We start from the raw sequence: 18,842 nt of genomic DNA, 5'->3' as shown, positions 1-18,842 counted from the left end.
GGTGTCGCGAAGCCGACACCTTATTCGGGTATTGGACCGGCTTAAAACTAACAAGGACTGTCGCTCGATGATTTAAATAGTATCGCGGAATATATCACCTTAAGTAATATTCCTGCGGCTAAAATGTTGACTCAAAAAATATTTGATACTATATCCAGATTAGAAAATCATCTCGCATCAGATAAAAGGCCACTGGAGTTAATTAACTTAAATTACCGTGAAGTTCATGTTAACCCTTGTCGTATTTTCTATAAAGTTGATGGCAACAAAGTTTACATGTCATGCGTCAAGAACGAGATCTGCGTAGGTTTATTCTAAAGAGTTAAATTCGCCTCGGCCCTCTTTATTTCCTTTTATTTTTTATTCTAGACATAAAAAAACGACGCTTATGCGTCGTTTTTATTAGCGTTAATATCAAGCTTTATTGATAAATCATATCGCCTTAACCAACATAGTATTACCGGTAATAGCAACAATTTGACAAAAGCTTTTCTCGCTAATGAATTCAACATCTGCTTCATCAGCTAAACGTGCCGGCCAGTTGATACCTGAATATCGAATAGTACCGCCACTAGTATTTATTTCACTACTTGCAGGTACCTTCAAACCAATCATATCACTAGAGTTATCGGTCTTGCTTTTTGTATTTTGAAATCTATTTAATGGCTTCCACAGAATAAAAGCAATTAATGCTGTTAATAAACCAACACTAAAAACTTCACTTTGCCAGCCATTAATAACCCCTATGCTAACTAGAATACCAGTGAGTAAACTTGCTATAGCGAAAAATAATAACGGACCACTCAGCCCCATAATACTCAGCTCAATAACAAAGCTTATACCCGCAATTAAATACCATAAGTGGTCGGGGTTTTCTAAAAAATATTCCATAATGCCTCTTTAATATAGAAAGAGTAAGCCTAATATTTTCAATGTTAGGCTAAAATATATAACTAACTCGTTAACTTCAAACTACTTGAAACAGCAATAGCTTGTGCAACCGTATTCGCAATATTATCACCTGTTTTACCGTCGGTCAGTACTACTGTACTTTCACTCGCAATGGCTTGATGGGCAGAGATAGCGTCTTGGGCTAAGGTTAAAGTTACTGCGGCCTTACCTTGATCTGTATTAGCTGCACTACCAACCACTTCTAATGCACTAGCATCAGCTTCTGCAACTAAACGAATGGCTTCCGCTTTACCTGTTGCCATAAGAACTTGTGACTCTTTCGAAGCTTCTGCTGCTAATACTTGCTCAGCTTTAGCGGCTTCTGCATCTAATACTCTCGCTTGTTTATGCCCTTCTGCTTCAGTTATTGCTGCAGTTTTCACCCCTTCGGCAGTTAAAATAACAGAACGTTTTTCACGTTCAGCTGTCATTTGTTTTTCCATATCTTCACGGATTGTTTGTGGTGGCATAATATCTTTGATTTCGTAACGAGTCACCATAACACCCCAGGGTGCTGTCGCTTCAGTCATCGCATTTAAGATTTGTGCATTAATCATATCGCGATTTTGAAAACACTCATCTAATTCCATCGAACCGATAGCATTACGCATTGTTGTCATCGCTAGTTGTGTAACTGATAATTTATAATCAGTTATGTTGTTCGTTGCGGCGGCAGCATCTATTACTTTTAAAAATAAAATACCATCAATTTCTAAGGTGATATTATCTTTCGTGATCGCTGCTTGTGAAATAATTTCTAATGATTGTTCTTTCAAATTACGATCAGCGGCCACTGATTGTACGAAAGGAACAATAAAGTTTAATCCCGCTGAAAGCGTTTTATTGTATTTCCCTAGTGTGTAAATAACATAACCACGGTTTTGCGGAACAAAATAAATCCCTTTTTTCAGTGTGTATAAAATAACAATGGTAAGCCAAATGATAGGATTAGTGAGTAGTTCTTCAAGTATAGGCATGTAAATGTAGTCCTTTTATTATTTACGCTACCAACAATAGTATTAATAGCATTCAAATTGAAATGAAATAAATCAGAACCCCCATTAGAACATCAAGCGGAATCACTGTCAGCTTTTTTGACAGTTTTGAATATTCATAACAGCAGTCACTTAAGCGTAACTACTGAAAGAAGGGGGTTAAAAAGAGTAGATAGAGGCTATATAATTAACCTATGATGTAGATCTAACGCTCATGTTATGGTTAAAATCTTCAAATATTATTGTATGAATGCTGCTATACTGGCAAAAACAGTCATCACTAAAACCATAATCTTCAATGTTTTCGCTTTAACTTCAATCGCAAATTTAACTCCGATTTGTGCACCAACAATACTGCCTACAGCTAATAATATACCAGGGAGCCAAGCAATTTGATCTCGAACTATAAAAACGAGCAATGCTATGCTAGTAAATATAACGGTAGCAACAACCTTCATGGCGTTAGCGCGTAATAAATCATAGTTTAATACACCAACAAAAGTAGCAATTAATACGAAGCCAACCCCTGCTTGTATAAAGCCACCATAAAAACCAGCGGCAAAAGTAGTTAACAGTGCAAATTTACTGTCATAACAACTTTTTCGCTTATCATTACCTTCAATCTTAGTGTCACTTTTAAAAACCACCCACAAAGAAACAACAATCATGGTGCCAAGTAATAAAGGCTTCAGTAATTCGACATTAAGGTAAGAGGCTGTTATTGCGCCAACTAAGCCGCCGATAAATAAAGGAAGGAAACTGTCTTTAATTGACGCTGAGTCAATTTTATCATGTTGATAAAAACCGCGAGAAGCGGTTATAGATTGCATTAATACAGCAACTCTATTGGTTGCATTCGCAACATCGGCCGGTAAACCTGTCATCATTAACGCTGGTAAAGATAAATTGGAACCTCCACCAGCGAGTGTATTAATAACACCAGCCATTAATCCAATGACAATAAGAACGATGGCTTGATATAATTCGATGCTATTAAACATAATGACTCATACTTACTCGCTGATATAAGTACAGCAGTAATCAATGATCGTTTTTGCTTTTATGTCAAAATAGCTATTAGCATCAACGTTAAATGATTCACCACCTTTGATTGTTTGCCACTGAGTAGCGCCTTCAAGTAAAATTTCACAATCACCGGCAGTAATTTCCATTAACTCGGCTTCTTTAGTATCAAAACGGTAATCACCCGCTTGCATAACACCTAATGTTTTAAAACTATCATCTTTAAAAGTGATAGTGCGGCTTACAACTTTACCGTCGAAATAGACGTTTGCTGCTCTGTTAATACTTACTTCTTTAAAATCAGACATAATGTCTTCCTTATTAAATTTGTTAATTGTTAAATAAAATGAAAAGGCTATAAATAAAAAACGGCACTGAACTAACTCTTGAATTCAAGTAATAAGCCCAAATGCCGTTTTTTACTTATCACTAATAATTAGAGATAAGAACTAATCGCAAGGTTTATTTAGCACTAGCAATTATCTTCATATCAGTCATGTAACCACGAAGCTTTTTGCCAATCACTTCAACACCATGGCTGCGAATAGCTTCATTCACTTCAATTAAGCGTACGTTATCAACGCCATTTGATGTATCAGTAATACCACCACCTAACTCTTCTAATGTTAAGTTGCTAGTAAAGTCAGCTAATAAAGGTACTGCCGCATGAGTAAATAAGTAGTTACCGTACTCTGCAGTATCAGAAATTACTACATTCATTTCGTATAATTTGTTACGTGCAATACAGTTAGCGATTAATGGTGTTTCATGTAAAGACTCATAATACGCAGATTCATCAATAATACCAGCAGCAACCATTGCTTCAAATGCTAGCTCTACGCCGGCTTTAATCATTGCTACAACAAAGATACCTTTGTCGTAATATTCTTGTTCAGTAATTTCTGTATCGCAATCAGGTGCTAATTCAAAAGACGTTTCAGCAGTTTCTGCGCGCCATGTTAATAAGTTCACATCATCATTAGCCCAATCAGCCATCATAGTTTCTGAGAAACGACCTTCAATGATGTCATCCATGTGTTTTTCAAATAATGGACGTAAGATAACTTTTAATTCTTCAGACATATCAAACGCTTTAATTTTAGCTGGGTTTGATAAACGATCCATCATGTTAGTGATGCCGCCGTGCTTCAAGCCTTCAGTGGTAGTTTCTAAACCATACTGTAGTAATTTACGTGCGTAAGCTGCGTCAACACCTTGCTCAAGTAATTGCTTATGGCCTAATACAGCTGCCGTTTGCAACATACCACATAGAATAGTTTGCTCACCCATTAAGTCAGACTTAACTTCAGCAATAAATGAAGACTCTAGAACACCCGCTCTATCACCACCAGTAGCACTTGCATAAGCTTTAGCAATAGCTAAACCGTTACCTTGTGGATCATTTTCTGGATGAACAGCAATAAGTGTTGGAACACCAAAACCACGTTTGTATTCTTCACGTACTTCAGTACCAGGACATTTAGGCGCAACCATTACAACGGTAATGTCAGAACGAATTTGCATTCCTTCTTCAACAATATTGAAGCCATGTGAATAAGCTAACGTTGAACCTTGCTTCATATGAGGCATTACTGCTGTAACTGCTGCAGTATGTTGCTTATCAGGCGTAAGGTTTAATACTAAATCAGCTTGAGGAATTAATTCTTCATAAGTACCAACTGTAAAACCATTTTCAGTAGCCCACTGCCAAGATTGACGTTTTGTAGCAATTGCTGCATCACGTAAAGCATAAGAAATATTTAAACCAGAATCACGCATGTTCAAACCTTGGTTTAAACCTTGAGCACCACAACCAACGATTACAATGTTCCAATCTTTAATAAAGTTACAGCCATCGCTAAACTCTTCACGTTTCATAAAACGACATTTGCCTAATTGGCCAAGTTTTTCACGTAGGCTTAATGTATTAAAATAATTGCTCATGATTCTTCCTATTCGTATTTCTAAATAATGGTCAACTATCGTTAGGTTGCTAAGCGATAGTTTTAAGTTGAATAGAGCATAACGCAAATACATCATTGCATAAAATGATATATTTGCATCCATACGTTTCATATTATGCAACAATGTATTTTATGGTCGCCAAGGTTATTAATTATTTAAGGGAAAATGATGGAACAAAAAACATTATCGATGTTCGTGCATTTGAGCCAAACATTACATTTTGGTAAAACAGCACTGGCATTTCATGTCAGTCCTTCAACCTTGAGTAGAGTGATTCAGCGCCTAGAGCAAGAAGTTAACAGCGATTTACTCCATAGAGATAATCGTAGTGTCGAGTTAACTGATGCAGGTAGAAAATTTAAACTTTATGCTGAACAGCAATTGGAACAATGGCAGTTTTTCAAAAACTCTTTAGATGAAAAAAAAGAGCTACTAACCGGAAAGTTACATATTTACTGCTCGGTTACCGCGGCTTACAGTCACTTACCTCCCTTGCTTGAACGTTTCAGAAGCCAGCATCCGTTAGTTGAAATTATGTTAACAACCGGCGATGCTGCCGACGGCTTGGAGTTCGTACAAAATAAATCAGTCGACTTTGCCATTGCTGCTTACCCAGAACATTTACCCAGAAGTGTTTACTTTCATCACCTTGCCACCATTCCGTTAGCTGTTATTGCACCAACAATGCAGTGTAGGGTGTTACAACTATTACAGATTGATCAACAAAAAAACAAAACAATACCTTGGTCAGAAGTACCAATTATACTGCCAGAGCACGGCACCGCCCGTAAACGTTTTGAATATTGGTATAGAAAAAAGCAACAAGGTAAAGCTAATATTTACGCGACAGTTTCTGGTCATGAAGCCTTAGTGAGTATGGTCGCGCTTGGCTGTGGCGTTGGCTTAGTACCGCAAGTAGTGGTCGAGAACAGTCCAGTAAAGGATCGCGTTCAATATTTAGCAGATGTTGGTGAAATAGAACCATTCGATATCGGCGTGTGTTGTTTAAATCAATCGAAATCACAACCGTTAATTAAAGCTTTCTTTGCGTCAATTAGTTAAAAGGCTTGTCAAACTCTAAGTACACAACTCATGAGATTCTATATTAAGTCACCAACGGAATAACGAAAAATATTGCTATCCTGTTATCATAACGATACCGAACTAGTTAAATGACGTAATAAACGATCCATAGCTCGATATGACAAGGCTTCAGTAATATGTGCATGTGTAATATCATTCTCATCGGCCATATCTGCCAAGGTTCGAGCTATTTTTAAAATCTTATGATGAGCCCTAGTAGAAAGTCCCAACTTTTCGACTGCTAATTCAAGAAATTCATTATTTTCAACGGATAAGTGACAATAACTTTTTAACTCACTGGTGCCTAAATGCGCGTTGGCCTTGTTCTGCCGTGCTAATTGTTTCATTCTACAAGCCTGCACACGCGCCTGAACAATGTCATTGGTTTCATTCATATCAGTATCTCCGGCCCAGGTGCCTCGAGGTAAACGCGCAACTTCTATTTGAATATCAATTCGATCTAAAAAAGGTCCAGACAAACGATTCAAATAACGCAAAACTTGTTCGGGAGTGCTACGATTATCATTGTAAAAGCCAGTTGGGCTTGGGTTCATGGCCGCAATAAGCTGGAATCTGGCAGGAAAACTTTGTTTGTGCATCGCTCTAGATATAGTCACTTCTCCGGATTCCATCGGTTCACGAAGTACATCAAGTACCTTACGTTCAAATTCTGGGAGCTCATCAAGAAACAAAACGCCATTGTGTGCTAACGAGATCTCTCCTGGTTGAGGCTGACCACCACCACCCACTAAAGCTGCCGATGAAGCAGTATGGTGAGGCGCACGAAATGGCCGAGTTAACCATGATTTTGCATTAATCCTTTGATTCGTTATTGATTGAATAGCCGCTACTTCTAACGCTTCTTGCTCAGTCATGCGAGGTAAAATACCTGCCAGTCTACTCGCTAACATAGTTTTCCCTGTGCCGGGTGGTCCAATAAAAAGCAAATTGTGATTACCGCTTGCGGCGATCTCTAGTGCACGTTTAGCAAGAGGCTGCCCAATAACGTCACTAATATCTAGTTCATTAATATCCGTAAACTGTTCGAGTTCCTTTTCTTCCACAAAAGGTAATATCATTTGTCTTGAAAAGTGAGCGTACAGTTGACTTAAATGATCGACAGCATGAATTTTGGCTTCTTTCACCCAGCTCGCTTGTTCACTATTCTGCCTTGGAACAATTAAGGTTCTTTTGCTTTGACAACAAGCCATCGCCATAGGAATTTCACCGATAATGGCTCTTAGCTCACCTGACAAAGCTAATTCACCTGCAAATTCATATTGTGCTAAGTCAACTTGAGGGATTTGCTCAGAAGCAGCTAATATTCCAACGGCAATGGGTAGATCAAAACGCCCCCCTTCTTTTGGCAAATCTGCAGGAGCAAGATTAATGGTTATTCTTTTTGCAGGAAATTCATAACCACAATTAATAATGGCGCTACGAACACGGTCTTTTGATTCTTTAACGGAAGCTTCAGGCAAACCTACAATATGAAAAGCAGGTAAACCATTCGCAAGATGAACTTCAACGGTAACAAGCGGTGATTCTAAACCAACACGAGCACGACTATAAACACAGGCAAGTGACATATTAATTCCATTTAGTGATTCCTCTTGTTTAGTGTAGGAAAGTATCCTTTGTTATTCTAATTTTTAGTCACAAAGTTTTTGTCTCATATTGTTGCTTAAGATGTTAAATCAAAATTTCCATATAACTTTTACTTCTTTCGATAGAGCTAAAAACTGGGAGAAAAAGCTTGCTCCAAACATTAGAGCTATGGTACTAATTTAAATAGAAGATAAAAACTGTGAATAAAAATTCACTATAAGAATATAAATCATCACTTTTTAGCTAAATGATCCTTTATATTTCACTTAAAGAAAAGTAAACTAGACAATAATGCAACACTTTAACTTTTTATTCATTATTATAAACGTGCTCGTCGTGGTGGTAAAATCATCTCGGGGGTTTTCGTTGAGCTAAAGAAAAGCAATACAGAAACATAAACCCTCGCTTCGAAAGAACCGAGGGTTTTGTGTTTTTGGGGAAAAATTTAAAACACTAAACAACTTTGGAATTATCATGACTGACAGCAAACCGTTAACTGGCGGCGGATTACTATTTAATGTACTTGAACAGCATGGCGTTAATCATGTTTTTGGGTATCCGGGCGGCGCTATTATGCCTATTTATGACGCATTGTATGATAGCAATGTTCAGCATTTTCTTTGTAGACATGAACAAGGCGCTGCATTTTCAGCTGTTGGTTATGCCCGAGCTTCCGGTAAAATTGGTGTTTGTATGGCAACGTCTGGACCAGGTGCAACAAACCTAATTACTGGCCTTGCTGATGCGCTTGCAGATTCAATTCCATTGATTGCTATTACAGGTCAAGTACCTACCGCTGCGATGGGTAGTGATGCTTTCCAAGAAACTGATATTTTCGGTTTATCACTCGCTTGTACTAAACATTCTTTCCAAGTTACCCATGTAGATGATTTAGAAAAAGTTTTACATCAAGCCTTTGAAATTGCTCTAGAAGGCAGACAAGGTCCGGTACTTGTAGATATTCCTAAAGACGTACAAATGGCCGCAGTAGTGCAAAATTTCAAATTGGCAGCACCACTTAAAAATAAAGTAAAATTACCACTTGCTGATGTCAGTAAAGCACTCGATTTACTTACTCATGCTAAACAGCCTATTTTATATGTTGGCGGCGGCGTAGGTATGGCAAACGCCATTGAAGAAGTAAGAAACTTTGCACGTGAAACAGGCATCCCTTCAGTATCAACCTTAAAAGGTTTAGGCGCACTTGATGCAACTGATGAAAACTATTTAGGTATGCTAGGTATGCACGGTACGAAAGCAGCTAATTTAGCGGTTCACGACTGTGATTTATTGATTGCTGTAGGTGCACGTTTTGATGATAGGGTAACGGGTAAGCTGGATCAATTTGCACCTGATGCTAAAGTGATTCATTTTGACATAGATACTGCTGAAATTAATAAACGTAGAGAGGCTGACGCCCCTATTCTAGGTGACTTAAAAGAAAACCTACCTTTATTAACTATGACGCTAAACATTGAAGAGTGGCAAGCAAAAGCTCAAAAAATGAAAGCTGATTGTGTATGGCGTTACGATCACCCAGGTGACAGTATTTTTGCTCCCGCAGTATTAAAAGAAGTAAGTGATTTAATGCCTAAAAACACCTGTGTTACAACAGATGTTGGCCAGCATCAAATGTGGGCTGCTCAGCACATGGTTTTTGATGAACCAAGTAACTTCTTAACTAGTGGCAGCATGGGCACCATGGGCTTTGGTTTGCCTGCTGCCATTGGTGCACAAATCAGTCGTCCTCATGATACAGTTATCACAGTATCTGGGGATGGTTCTATCATGATGAATGTACAAGAATTAGCGACAATTAAGCGTTATCAAATCCCAGTAAAAGTTTTACTAATCGATAATGCGAAGCTAGGTATGGTGCGCCAATGGCAAGACCTATTCTTTGAAGGTCGACTAAGTGAAACTGATTTAGCTGATAACCCTGATTTTTGTATGTTAGCTCGTGCTTTTGACATAAAAGCCAAGCAAATCACGCAAAAAAGTGAAGTGACTGCTGCAATAAAAGAAATGCTAGATCACGACGGTCCTTATTTTTTACAAGTAAAAATTGATGCCAAAGATAACGTATGGCCTTTAGTACCACCAAACAGTGCTAACAACGAAATGATGGAGAGCACTTAACATGAACAATTATACACTAATCATCATGACCGACGATAAGCAGGTTGTACTTGAACGAATTTTACAAGTTACTCGTTATCGAGGGTTTTTAATCGACGGCATTACTGCCAGCGTTAATAATACGAATAATATTGCTACTATTGAATTATTAGTGAGTAGTGATCGCCCTATTACGTTGTTAATTGATCAAATTAATAAACTGGTCGACATCAAGAGTGTCAAGGTAGACAATAACGCGTCGCAGCTATCTAACACTTAACGTTGTAGCGTTTAACTTATTGTTAGCCAAGCACTACCTTACAAAAAATTTAATTATTATTTAGGTCGTTTTATTTCAATATAAATAAAACGACAGAAAACATAGGAAAAAATAATGGCAAAAGTAAATGCAGATTTAATTTGGTTCAACGGTGAGCTTATGCCGTGGAAAAATGCCACCGTACATGTAATGAGTCACGCTTTACATTACGGCTCTTCGGTTTTTGAAGGCATTCGTGCTTATGAAACACATAAAGGTACATGTATTTTCCGCTTAGAAGAGCATATCAAGCGCTTGTTTGATTCAGCAAAAATTTATCGTATGAATATTCCTTATACACAAGAGGAAGTGATACAAGCATGTAAAGATGCTGTTGCGAAAAACAACCTAAAATCGGCCTACCTTCGTCCATTAGCATTTTTGGGTGATATTGGTATGGGTCTTCGTCCGCCTATTGATGCAAAAGCCGATCTTATGATTGCAGCATTTAGTTGGGAAGCATATTTAGGTGCTGATGCTGTAGAAAATGGCGTTGAAGTAGGTGTTTCTAGCTGGAATAGATTAGCACCAAACACAATGCCTACGGCCGCCAAAGCCGGTGGTAATTATCTTTCTTCACAACTTATCTCTACAGAAGCAGCCCGCCACGGCTACGCTGAAGGTATTGCCTTAGATATAAATAATATGGTGAGTGAAGGTGCTGGACAAAATTTATTTTTAATCCGTAATAATATTATTTACACACCGCCGGGAACAGCTTCTATTTTACAAGGTTTAACACGTGATGCGGTATTCTATTTAGCCAAACAATTAGGCTATGAAGTTCGCGAAGAGTCAATTGCTCGTGAAGGATTATACCTTGCTGACGAATTCTTTATGTGTGGTACTGCCACTGAAGTTGTACCAGTAAAATCGATAGACGGTTTACCGGTGGGTAATGGTTTACGTGGTCCTATTACTAAAGCGATTCAAGAAGCCTTCTTTGGTATTTTTGACGGTTCAACTGAAGTACCTGATACTTGGTTAGCCCCAGTAAAATAGTTTAATAACAAGATTATTCATTGTTATTTTACGCTGTAGCGGTATAGGAAGATTCACTTATAGCATAAGCGCTATATTTCCTTTGCCGCAACAGTATTCACTGACTGTAAGTTGCACCGTCACATATAAAAAATAAAAGTTAGTAATGTACAAAAGTTCGATTTTAAAAACCTATTATCTGACACTATTCTTTTAATATGTTTTCAAAATAAGATTTACTTCACTATTTTCAAACGGAACATAACATCATGCCTAAATTAAGATCTGCAACTTCAACTCAAGGCCGTAATATGGCCGGTGCTCGTGCGCTTTGGCGTGCAACTGGAATGACTGATGGTGATTTCGGCAAGCCGATTATTGCTGTTGTTAACTCATTTACGCAATTCGTACCTGGTCATGTTCACTTAAAAGACATGGGACAGTTAGTTGCTGGCGCAATTGAAGAAGCCGGTGGTGTTGCGAAAGAATTTAACACTATTGCTGTTGATGATGGCATTGCTATGGGCCACAGCGGCATGCTTTACAGCTTACCATCACGTGATCTTATTGCTGATTCAGTTGAATACATGGTTAACGCACATTGTGCTGATGCCATGGTCTGTATTTCAAACTGTGACAAAATTACTCCGGGTATGTTAATGGCAGCAATGCGTATAAATATCCCTGTAATTTTTGTTTCAGGTGGTCCGATGGAAGCAGGTAAAACTAAACTTTCTGACCAAATCATCAAACTTGATTTAGTTGATGCGATGATCAAAGGCGCTGATCCAACGGTATCTGATGAAGATTCTGATAAAGTTGAACGTTCTGCTTGTCCTACTTGTGGTTCATGTTCTGGTATGTTTACCGCAAATTCAATGAACTGTTTAGCAGAAGCACTAGGTTTAGCTTTACCGGGTAATGGCTCAATGTTAGCAACACATGCTGATAGAGAGCAATTATTCTTAGATGCTGGTAAACAGATTGTTGAGTTAACTAAGCGTTATTATCAAGATAACGATGAATCTGCCCTTCCTCGTAATATTGCAAGCAAAGAAGCTTTACACAATGCTATGTGCTTAGATATTGCCATGGGTGGATCAACAAATACCATCTTACATTTATTAGCGACAGCACAAGAAGCTGAAATAGATTACACCATGGAAGACATGGATAAACTATCTCGCATCGTACCTCAATTATGTAAAGTAGCACCTTCTACACCAGAATATCATATGGAAGATGTGCATCGCGCTGGTGGTGTAATTGGTATTTTAGGTGAATTGGCTCGTGCTGGTTTATTAAATACTGATGTACCAAATATTTTCGGTACAACGCTTGCTGATGTTATTGCTAAATACGATATTAAAGTTACTGATGATGAAGATGTTAAAAAATTCTATCGTGCAGGCCCTGCTGGTATTCGTACCACTAAAGCCTTTAGCCAAGATTGTCGTTGGGATACATTAGATGACGACAGAGAAAATGGCTGTATTCGTAGTATTGAAAATGCATTTTCTTTAGAAGGCGGCTTAGCCGTACTTTCAGGAAACATTGCTATAGACGGTTGTGTAGTGAAAACAGCAGGCGTAAGTGATGATAATTTAATATTTACTGGTCCTGCACACATTTTCGAAAGCCAAGATGCTGCAGTAGCTGCAATTCTTGATAAGAAAGTTGTTGCAGGTGAAGTTGTAGTTATTCGCTACGAAGGCCCTAAAGGCGGTCCAGGTATGCAGGAAATGCTTTACCCAACCACTTACTTAAAATCGATGGGTTTAGGTAAAGCCTGTGCATTGTTAACTGATGGCCGTTTCTCAGGTGGAACGTCAGGTTTATCTATCGGTCATGTGTCTCCTGAAGCAGCCGATGGCGGTACTATCGCATTAGTTGAGCAAGGCGACATTATTCACATTGATATTCCTACGCGTGAAATCACCTTACAAGTTCCTGAAGAAGAGCTTAACTCTCGTCGTGCTGCGATGGAAGCGAAAGGTAAAGACGCTTGGAAGCCTGTTGATCGTATTCGTCCTATCAGCTACGCCCTGAAAAATTATGCCATGTTAGCAACTAGTGCTGATAAAGGTGCGGTACGTAACCGTGCACTTTTAGATGGTTTAGAAGATAAATAACGATTAATTTTTAAGTACTACAGTAAAGAACGTCTTATATTTAGTTATGGCGTTTTTTACTTAACTCAGCAAGTGAAGTATAGATCCAATGACCGAAAAACAAAGCCAAGCGCTATTATCAGAGCATGCCGAACAACTAGATTATTTAAGACGTATCTTACTTGCCCCTATTTACGATGTTGCGGTAGAAACAGAGTTAACTCCGTTAACAAAGTTATCTGCACGTTTAAATAATCAAATATACTTAAAACGTGAAGACCAACAGCCTGTACATTCTTTCAAGCTACGCGGCGCTTATAATAAGCTGTCTGGTTTAAGCGAAGAACAATGTATTCATGGCGTTATTGCCGCATCAGCAGGAAACCATGCTCAAGGCTTAGCCCTAGCAGCAAATAAATTAGGTATCAAAGCAACAATTGTTATGCCTAAAACAACACCTGATATTAAAGTTGATAATGTTAGACGTTTTGGTGGTGAAGTTCGTTTAGTCGGTAATAGCTTTAACGAAGCACAAATCGCTTCTGTCGAATATGCTAAAGCCGAAAACAAAACAATTATTCATCCTTTTGACGATGTCGACGTTATTGCCGGTCAAGGTACTGTTGCTAAAGAATTATTACAACAATTACCTCATGCAGACGTAGTTTTTATACCTGTCGGTGGTGGCGGTTTACTTGCTGGGATGTCGGTATATTTAAAACAACTGAGTCCAAATACTAAAATCATTGGTGTTGAAGCCGAAGATTCAGCCTGTTTAAAAGCCGCACTTAGCGCGGGAACACCTGTAGATCTTGATCAAGTAGGTTTATTTGCTGATGGTGTTGCCGTTAAACGTATTGGTGAAAATACTTTTAATTTGATTAAACGCTACTGTGATGGTGTTATCACCGTTAATACTGATGAAATTTGTGCCTCAATAAAAGATATTTTTGAGCAAACGCGCGTCATTGCCGAGCCCGCTGGTGCACTTTCTTTAGCCGGTTTACAAAAATACTGTGCTACAAGTAAAGGCGAAGAATCCTTGGCGGCCATATTATCCGGTGCCAATATGAATTTTCACACTTTACGTTATGTTTCAGAACGTTGCGAACTTGGTGAAAATAAAGAAGCGGTACTTGCGGTTACTATCCCAGAAGAAAAAGGTAGCTTTAAACGTTTTTGTCAAACGCTAGGTAATAGAGCAATTACCGAGTTTAATTACCGCTATAACGGTCAAAAAGATGCGAATGTTTTTGTGGGTGTTCGATTAGGCGGTAACGAAACAGAGCGACAACAACTCCTTGGTGAATTGGCAAGTGAAAATTATCAAGTGAACGACTTTACCGATAATGAATTAGCAAAGTTACATGTTCGCTATATGATAGGCGGTAAAAGTAGTGCTGATAATGATAACGAGCGAATCTTTAGTTTTGAGTTTCCAGAACATCCTGGTGCATTAGAAAAGTTCTTAGATGCCATGGGTGAACATTGGAATATTACATTATTTCATTATCGCAACCATGGTGCTGCATTTGGGCAGGTGCTTGCAGGTTTTGATGTGGATACAGACAAAGAAAATGACTTCTTTGAGCACTTGAATGCTTTAGGTTACCAATTTGAAGAAGCGACAGAAAATCTGGCTTATCAAGTATTTCTCAACTAATTACTATACCAATAAAAAATAAACGATTGATTTAAAATATCAATCGTTTATAAAATTAAAGGTAATACTTAAAGTTTTATAAGCGATGATTTATTAGGATTAACTAAAGGCCCATATTTTTCAATTGCCAACTGAAGTCCTTGAACTAATCCGGGTAACAGATCTTCGTGTTTCTTGTTAACATAATGAAAGCCTTCAGAGCGGTAGACAACAGCCGTATTAAATTGGCTTTCATCAAAATTACCGAGATTACCCAACTGCACTTCATCAATAAGTAACACATAATGTAACCGGCCTTTTATCAACATAGAGCCTAGGTCTTCATCACTTTTAATTGCATAGCTCGACGCCTGCACTGTTTCCATAAAATTAGCCGAAATAGACTTACCTGAAGTTACCCCAATAATATTGTTTACATCATTAAATGCTGACTTTTCACAAACGACTTTTTTGTTACAGTAAAGTACTAGCGCACCTTTTGCTAAGACAACAGGAACACGTAATAAATTAAAAAAAGTCTGCTCGATTTCTTTTTCGGCAATCATCATGCCATCCAATTTTCCCTCATCGACTAACTCTATAGCCCTGCCAATTAGTATTTGATCGAAAATAACTTTATAACCTAAATGGTTATACGCAAATAAAAGGTATTTCTCATAACGATGACTTATATTGTCAGACAAAGGGATACTTATCCCACAGATTTTGGCTGGCTATTAGGTTTAGCACTCAGTGTAAAACTTAAACAGAATAATAAAACTATAATAGCTGAATGCACTAAATTAATTAAAATTTTCATCATTTAACATACAAAGAAATTATAGCTATAGAATAGCGTAAAAAAGCTGTTTCGCCACTTATATTGAGCTATTTCACATTAAAATAACAAGGCCGCATATCCTTTACAAAAACAAACCAAATATGTATCAATTTCAGCTAATTTTTCACCTAACTCTTATTCAATATTTCCCTATTCGCACAAAAAAAAATCCTGTGCCATAATAATAATAATAAAAATCACCAAGGTAGATTATGGAAAGCAGAATTCGTACCGTTATTGAAGCAGTATCCAATACTTACGGTGATGATTTTTTCAATTCAATGACACTCGCTTTACATAACGTAATAAACGCTGACTATACCTTTATTGCTGTACTTGACACTGAAAAATCAACTTCAAGAACAATTGCGTTAGTCGCAAAAGGAGAAATAGCAGATAACTTTGAATATGCGTTAAAAAACACTCCTTGTGCAGATGTAGCAGATAACTCCATTTGTTATTATCAGGGTGGCGTTTGTGAACTATTTCCACAAGATCAACTGTTAAAAGATATGAAGATAGAAGCCTATATCGGCTCTCCTTTATATAATTCTAAGCAGAGAACAATTGGTATTATTGTTTCCTTATACGAAAAACCATTAGAAGAGAAACAAGATGTTCTCACCCTTTTCAAGGTGTTTTCAGGACGAATTGCTGCCGAATTAGAACGAAAAAATTACGAAGATGAATTAGAAGGTACTATATTATCTCGTACATTAGAGCTATCTAACACAGTTGATAAGCTTAAAAGCGCACAAAAACAATTAGTAGAATCAGATAAAATGGCCGCCTTAGGTGGTTTAGTTGCTGGCATTTCTCATGAAGTAAATACCCCGTTAGGCATTGCCATCACCACACATAGTATTATTGCTGAAAAACATAAGAAATTATCAGAAAAAGTGGCTAAACATTCCCTAAGTATCAAAGATATGAATGATTACTGTGAATCAGTTAATAGCGCTTTAAGCATGCAAGAAGACAATTTATTTCGGGCGAAAAGGTTAATTGAGAACTTTAAACAAACGGCAGTTGACCAGCACCATTTAGAGATCGATACAATTAATATAAAGCATTATTACAACAAATTAATCAGCACATTAAATTCTATATTAAGAACCAAAAAAGTAACATTAACTATAACGGGTGACGATGAAATTAATATAGCGACCTACCCAGGTATACATGCTCAAATCTTAACTAACTTAATTACCAACAGTGTTCGCCATGGTTTTAACAATAAAGAAAACAATCATATTATTATTGATATTAATAAAGAAAATGACACCATTGAGGTAAATTATCAAGATAATGGTATTGGCTTATCTGACGAAGTAAAAAAGCATATCTTTGATCCTTTTTTTACAACAGCGCGACAAGAAGGAGGTGTCGGCTTAGGAATGTCGATAATTTATAACCTAATTACTCAAACATTAAAGGGTGAGATTTTAATTGATAATAATATTAATACAGGTGCGGGCTTCACTTATCGATTTAAAAAAAGCAAATGAAATCATTAAGCTTTACTGAAACAAAAAATCACAGCTAGTCTACTCAATAGCTGATTTCTAACCGCTGTACTTATTCTTATACTTAGATTACTTCACCATAAGTATAGTAACTTTATTAGCCAGACTTTCATCATCTAAACGTCCATAGCGTATAATAAAATCTTCTTTACCATCATGATTAATATCATACTGTTCAAATAATTCACCATTTTCAGGTAATACAGCTTTAAACTTTTTACTTTTACGCTCGAACAATTTTGAACTTTGATCGCCTAAAAAAATAGCGAATCTGTCTTCCCCAGAAGATAACACTAAATCTTGTAAACCATCACCGTTTACATCACTTAACCGCACAATAGGTTGACCACTCTGTCCAGACGTTAAGCTAAAATTTAATTCAACTTCTTTACTAATTAGTGCGTCTTCTTCATAACGATTTTCATCATCTAAAGCAAATAGTAAAACATTTTGATCTATGCCTCCAGACAGTAAAGCACCAATAATATTACTAACACTTAGCTCAAATGAAGAAACTAACACTTCAAATTTTTCATCTTTATTAACATCAATTATTTTCAAATCGGTTAATGTACCTTCAGCCTTAATAACAGTATTGGGTATTGTAGGATATGCTAATTGATTTTCTTGATTTATATAGCCCAAATAAAATTCATAATCATTGGTTCTGTCTAATACTCCTGAGCTTTGAGTAAAACGAACAACAACATCAGATAAACCATCACCATTTATATCTTTAATTTCCTCAACAGCACGATGAACTAAATTACTTTGATCGAGGTTTTCACCATCAGCTTCTTTAATATGCCACCAATTTACACCATAGATAGTATCGGCTAAAGCAATTTTATCTGCGGTTATAGAGAATTTACCATCATTATTCTGGCTAAAATAATTAATATATCCTTTAGAAATCCAAGCAACATCTTGACGATTATCAAGATTAAAATCCGCAAAAAATAAAGTTGTTGGCGTAAATTTCACCCCACCTCTTTCTAATTCTATTTGTGTCTTAATAGCCAAATGTTGATACACAGGAACGACGTCATCTTCTGAAAATAACCACAAATTTGTTTTCCCAAAGTCAGGTAAAACGATATCATCATAGCCATCTTTATTAACATCTTGAATAAAATCTTTCTTAGAAATGAATTTTGAGTTAGGTAATAAGAAAATAGAGCTAATTTCTTGTTTGTGTTCAAAGTACAAGCCAGATTTCAAATTAGAGTCTGCTTTGAGCTCGCTATTATAGGTAAGTACAACTACCTTATCTTTCGCTAAAAAGTAGAGCCCTTTTCTATCTTCACTGACATCAAAAGCAAAATACTCGTCTGAAATAACTAGTTTATCTAACAGGATAAATTCATCAGACTTATCATTAAAAATATAAACTGCCAGCCAAGTTTGATTCAGTTTATCGACCCCAATAAGGACTAATTCATCAGACGAGGATTCTCCATTCACTAAATCTAATGGAATAATGGGTAAACTGACCTTAAATGGTGCTGTAATGCTATATTTTTTAAAATCTAACTTCGTACTGGCAGACTTTGTTGAATTTGCAAAGGTAGTGGGAACAACTATAAAAAGATAAAAAAATATAAAGCCTACTAAAAATCGATTGTGCATAACTTTCCTTTTAAAAATATTACCTTCACGTTATTCGCCTATTCATCATA

At 37.0% G+C, this 18,842-nt stretch carries 15 protein-coding genes and 1 pseudogene; 8 read left to right on the top strand and 8 right to left on the bottom strand.

Translation table 11 applies throughout. From position 1 onward, the window contains the following. Positions 1-57 precede the first annotated feature (57 nt). A pseudogene (locus GQS55_RS01000) lies at positions 58-326 on the top strand (type II toxin-antitoxin system RelE/ParE family toxin). Positions 327-432: 106 nt separating this feature from the next. On the opposite strand, the gene GQS55_RS00995 reads toward GQS55_RS01000, so the two are convergent. From GQS55_RS00995 to ilvC, 5 genes are all read right to left on the bottom strand, one after another. Next, positions 433-891 (bottom strand): NfeD family protein, encoded by a 459-nt coding sequence (locus tag GQS55_RS00995; protein ID WP_159817111.1) that lies wholly within the window; start codon positions 889-891, stop codon positions 433-435. Between the two features lie 62 nt (positions 892-953). After that, a complete protein-coding gene (locus tag GQS55_RS00990; protein WP_159817109.1) occupies positions 954-1,928 on the bottom strand; it encodes an SPFH domain-containing protein in 975 nt (324 codons plus the stop codon). 257 nt (positions 1,929-2,185) lie between these two features. Then, the gene (locus GQS55_RS00985; protein WP_159817107.1) at positions 2,186-2,947 is read right to left on the bottom strand and encodes a sulfite exporter TauE/SafE family protein; all 762 of its coding nucleotides are present in this window, start codon (positions 2,945-2,947) and stop codon (positions 2,186-2,188) included. Between the two features lie 12 nt (positions 2,948-2,959). Continuing rightward, positions 2,960-3,277 (bottom strand): pyrimidine/purine nucleoside phosphorylase, encoded by a 318-nt coding sequence (gene ppnP / locus GQS55_RS00980; RefSeq protein WP_159817105.1) that lies wholly within the window; start codon positions 3,275-3,277, stop codon positions 2,960-2,962. A 154-nt stretch (positions 3,278-3,431) separates the two neighbouring features. Then, positions 3,432-4,913 (bottom strand): ketol-acid reductoisomerase, encoded by a 1,482-nt coding sequence (gene ilvC / locus GQS55_RS00975; protein WP_159817103.1) that lies wholly within the window; start codon positions 4,911-4,913, stop codon positions 3,432-3,434. Positions 4,914-5,102: 189 nt separating this feature from the next. Between ilvC and ilvY the strand changes: the two genes are divergently transcribed. Further along, a complete protein-coding gene (gene ilvY, locus GQS55_RS00970) occupies positions 5,103-5,996 on the top strand; it encodes an HTH-type transcriptional activator IlvY (RefSeq protein WP_159817101.1) in 894 nt (297 codons plus the stop codon). Positions 5,997-6,082: 86 nt separating this feature from the next. On the opposite strand, the gene GQS55_RS00965 is transcribed toward ilvY, so the two are convergent. After that, positions 6,083-7,606 (bottom strand): YifB family Mg chelatase-like AAA ATPase, encoded by a 1,524-nt coding sequence (locus GQS55_RS00965; RefSeq protein WP_159817099.1) that lies wholly within the window; start codon positions 7,604-7,606, stop codon positions 6,083-6,085. Between the two features lie 493 nt (positions 7,607-8,099). Between GQS55_RS00965 and ilvG the strand changes: the two genes are divergently transcribed. The 5 genes from ilvG to ilvA all read left to right on the top strand — a co-directional run bounded on the left by ilvG (position 8,100) and on the right by ilvA (position 14,817). Beyond that, the gene (ilvG, locus tag GQS55_RS00960) at positions 8,100-9,764 is read left to right on the top strand and encodes an acetolactate synthase 2 catalytic subunit (RefSeq protein WP_159817097.1); all 1,665 of its coding nucleotides are present in this window, start codon (positions 8,100-8,102) and stop codon (positions 9,762-9,764) included. A 1-nt stretch (position 9,765) separates the two neighbouring features. Further along, positions 9,766-10,023 carry an acetolactate synthase 2 small subunit gene (gene ilvM, locus GQS55_RS00955; protein WP_159817095.1) on the top strand — a complete coding sequence of 86 codons (258 nt, stop codon included), beginning with the start codon at positions 9,766-9,768 and terminating at the stop codon, positions 10,021-10,023. Between the two features lie 114 nt (positions 10,024-10,137). Continuing rightward, positions 10,138-11,064, top strand: a complete 927-nt coding sequence (locus GQS55_RS00950) for a branched-chain amino acid transaminase (RefSeq protein ID WP_159817093.1) — start codon at positions 10,138-10,140, stop codon at positions 11,062-11,064. Between the two features lie 248 nt (positions 11,065-11,312). Next, positions 11,313-13,175, top strand: a complete 1,863-nt coding sequence (ilvD, locus tag GQS55_RS00945) for a dihydroxy-acid dehydratase (RefSeq protein ID WP_159817091.1) — start codon at positions 11,313-11,315, stop codon at positions 13,173-13,175. An 88-nt stretch (positions 13,176-13,263) separates the two neighbouring features. Further along, complete coding sequence (gene ilvA, locus GQS55_RS00940; RefSeq protein ID WP_159817089.1) at positions 13,264-14,817, top strand: threonine ammonia-lyase, biosynthetic; 1,554 nt, start codon at positions 13,264-13,266, stop codon at positions 14,815-14,817. 68 nt (positions 14,818-14,885) lie between these two features. Here ilvA and GQS55_RS00935 read toward each other — a convergent pair whose 3' ends face one another. Next, entirely contained in the window at positions 14,886-15,500 is a 615-nt protein-coding gene (locus GQS55_RS00935) for a hypothetical protein (RefSeq protein ID WP_159817087.1), read from the bottom strand. Between the two features lie 349 nt (positions 15,501-15,849). On the opposite strand from GQS55_RS00935, the gene GQS55_RS00930 reads away from it, so the two are divergent. Next, positions 15,850-17,145 carry a sensor histidine kinase gene (locus tag GQS55_RS00930; RefSeq protein ID WP_159817085.1) on the top strand — a complete coding sequence of 432 codons (1,296 nt, stop codon included), beginning with the start codon at positions 15,850-15,852 and terminating at the stop codon, positions 17,143-17,145. Positions 17,146-17,232: 87 nt separating this feature from the next. Here the strand turns inward: GQS55_RS00930 and GQS55_RS00925 are convergent, their stop codons facing one another. Next, positions 17,233-18,792, bottom strand: coding sequence for an FG-GAP repeat domain-containing protein (locus tag GQS55_RS00925; RefSeq protein ID WP_159817083.1), 1,560 nt, complete (start codon positions 18,790-18,792; stop codon positions 17,233-17,235). Positions 18,793-18,842: the final 50 nt, after the last annotated feature.

The sequence above is a fragment of the Colwellia sp. 20A7 genome (genome assembly GCF_009832865.1).
In the GTDB taxonomy this organism is placed as follows: Bacteria; Pseudomonadota; Gammaproteobacteria; order Enterobacterales; family Alteromonadaceae; genus Colwellia.
The sequence above is the reverse complement of the archived record's forward strand: the minus strand, read 5'-3'. Positions and strand labels throughout refer to the sequence as shown.

Excerpts from the sequence above, each read along its gene's own strand:
- GQS55_RS00930 (WP_159817085.1), top strand. The coding sequence starts at position 15,850 with ATGGAAAGCAGAATTCGTACCGTTATTGAAGCAGTATCCAATACTTAC.
- ilvD (WP_159817091.1), top strand. The coding sequence starts at position 11,313 with ATGCCTAAATTAAGATCTGCAACTTCAACTCAAGGCCGTAATATGGCC.
- GQS55_RS00985 (WP_159817107.1), bottom strand. The coding sequence starts at position 2,947 with ATGTTTAATAGCATCGAATTATATCAAGCCATCGTTCTTATTGTCATT.
- ilvG (WP_159817097.1), top strand. The coding sequence starts at position 8,100 with ATGACTGACAGCAAACCGTTAACTGGCGGCGGATTACTATTTAATGTA.
- ilvY (WP_159817101.1), top strand. The coding sequence starts at position 5,103 with ATGGAACAAAAAACATTATCGATGTTCGTGCATTTGAGCCAAACATTA.
- ilvC (WP_159817103.1), bottom strand. The coding sequence starts at position 4,913 with ATGAGCAATTATTTTAATACATTAAGCCTACGTGAAAAACTTGGCCAA.
- GQS55_RS00990 (WP_159817109.1), bottom strand. The coding sequence starts at position 1,928 with ATGCCTATACTTGAAGAACTACTCACTAATCCTATCATTTGGCTTACC.
- GQS55_RS00995 (WP_159817111.1), bottom strand. The coding sequence starts at position 891 with ATGGAATATTTTTTAGAAAACCCCGACCACTTATGGTATTTAATTGCG.
- GQS55_RS00925 (WP_159817083.1), bottom strand. The coding sequence starts at position 18,792 with ATGCACAATCGATTTTTAGTAGGCTTTATATTTTTTTATCTTTTTATA.
- ppnP (WP_159817105.1), bottom strand. The coding sequence starts at position 3,277 with ATGTCTGATTTTAAAGAAGTAAGTATTAACAGAGCAGCAAACGTCTAT.
- GQS55_RS00950 (WP_159817093.1), top strand. The coding sequence starts at position 10,138 with ATGGCAAAAGTAAATGCAGATTTAATTTGGTTCAACGGTGAGCTTATG.
- GQS55_RS00965 (WP_159817099.1), bottom strand. The coding sequence starts at position 7,606 with ATGTCACTTGCCTGTGTTTATAGTCGTGCTCGTGTTGGTTTAGAATCA.
- ilvA (WP_159817089.1), top strand. The coding sequence starts at position 13,264 with ATGACCGAAAAACAAAGCCAAGCGCTATTATCAGAGCATGCCGAACAA.
- ilvM (WP_159817095.1), top strand. The coding sequence starts at position 9,766 with ATGAACAATTATACACTAATCATCATGACCGACGATAAGCAGGTTGTA.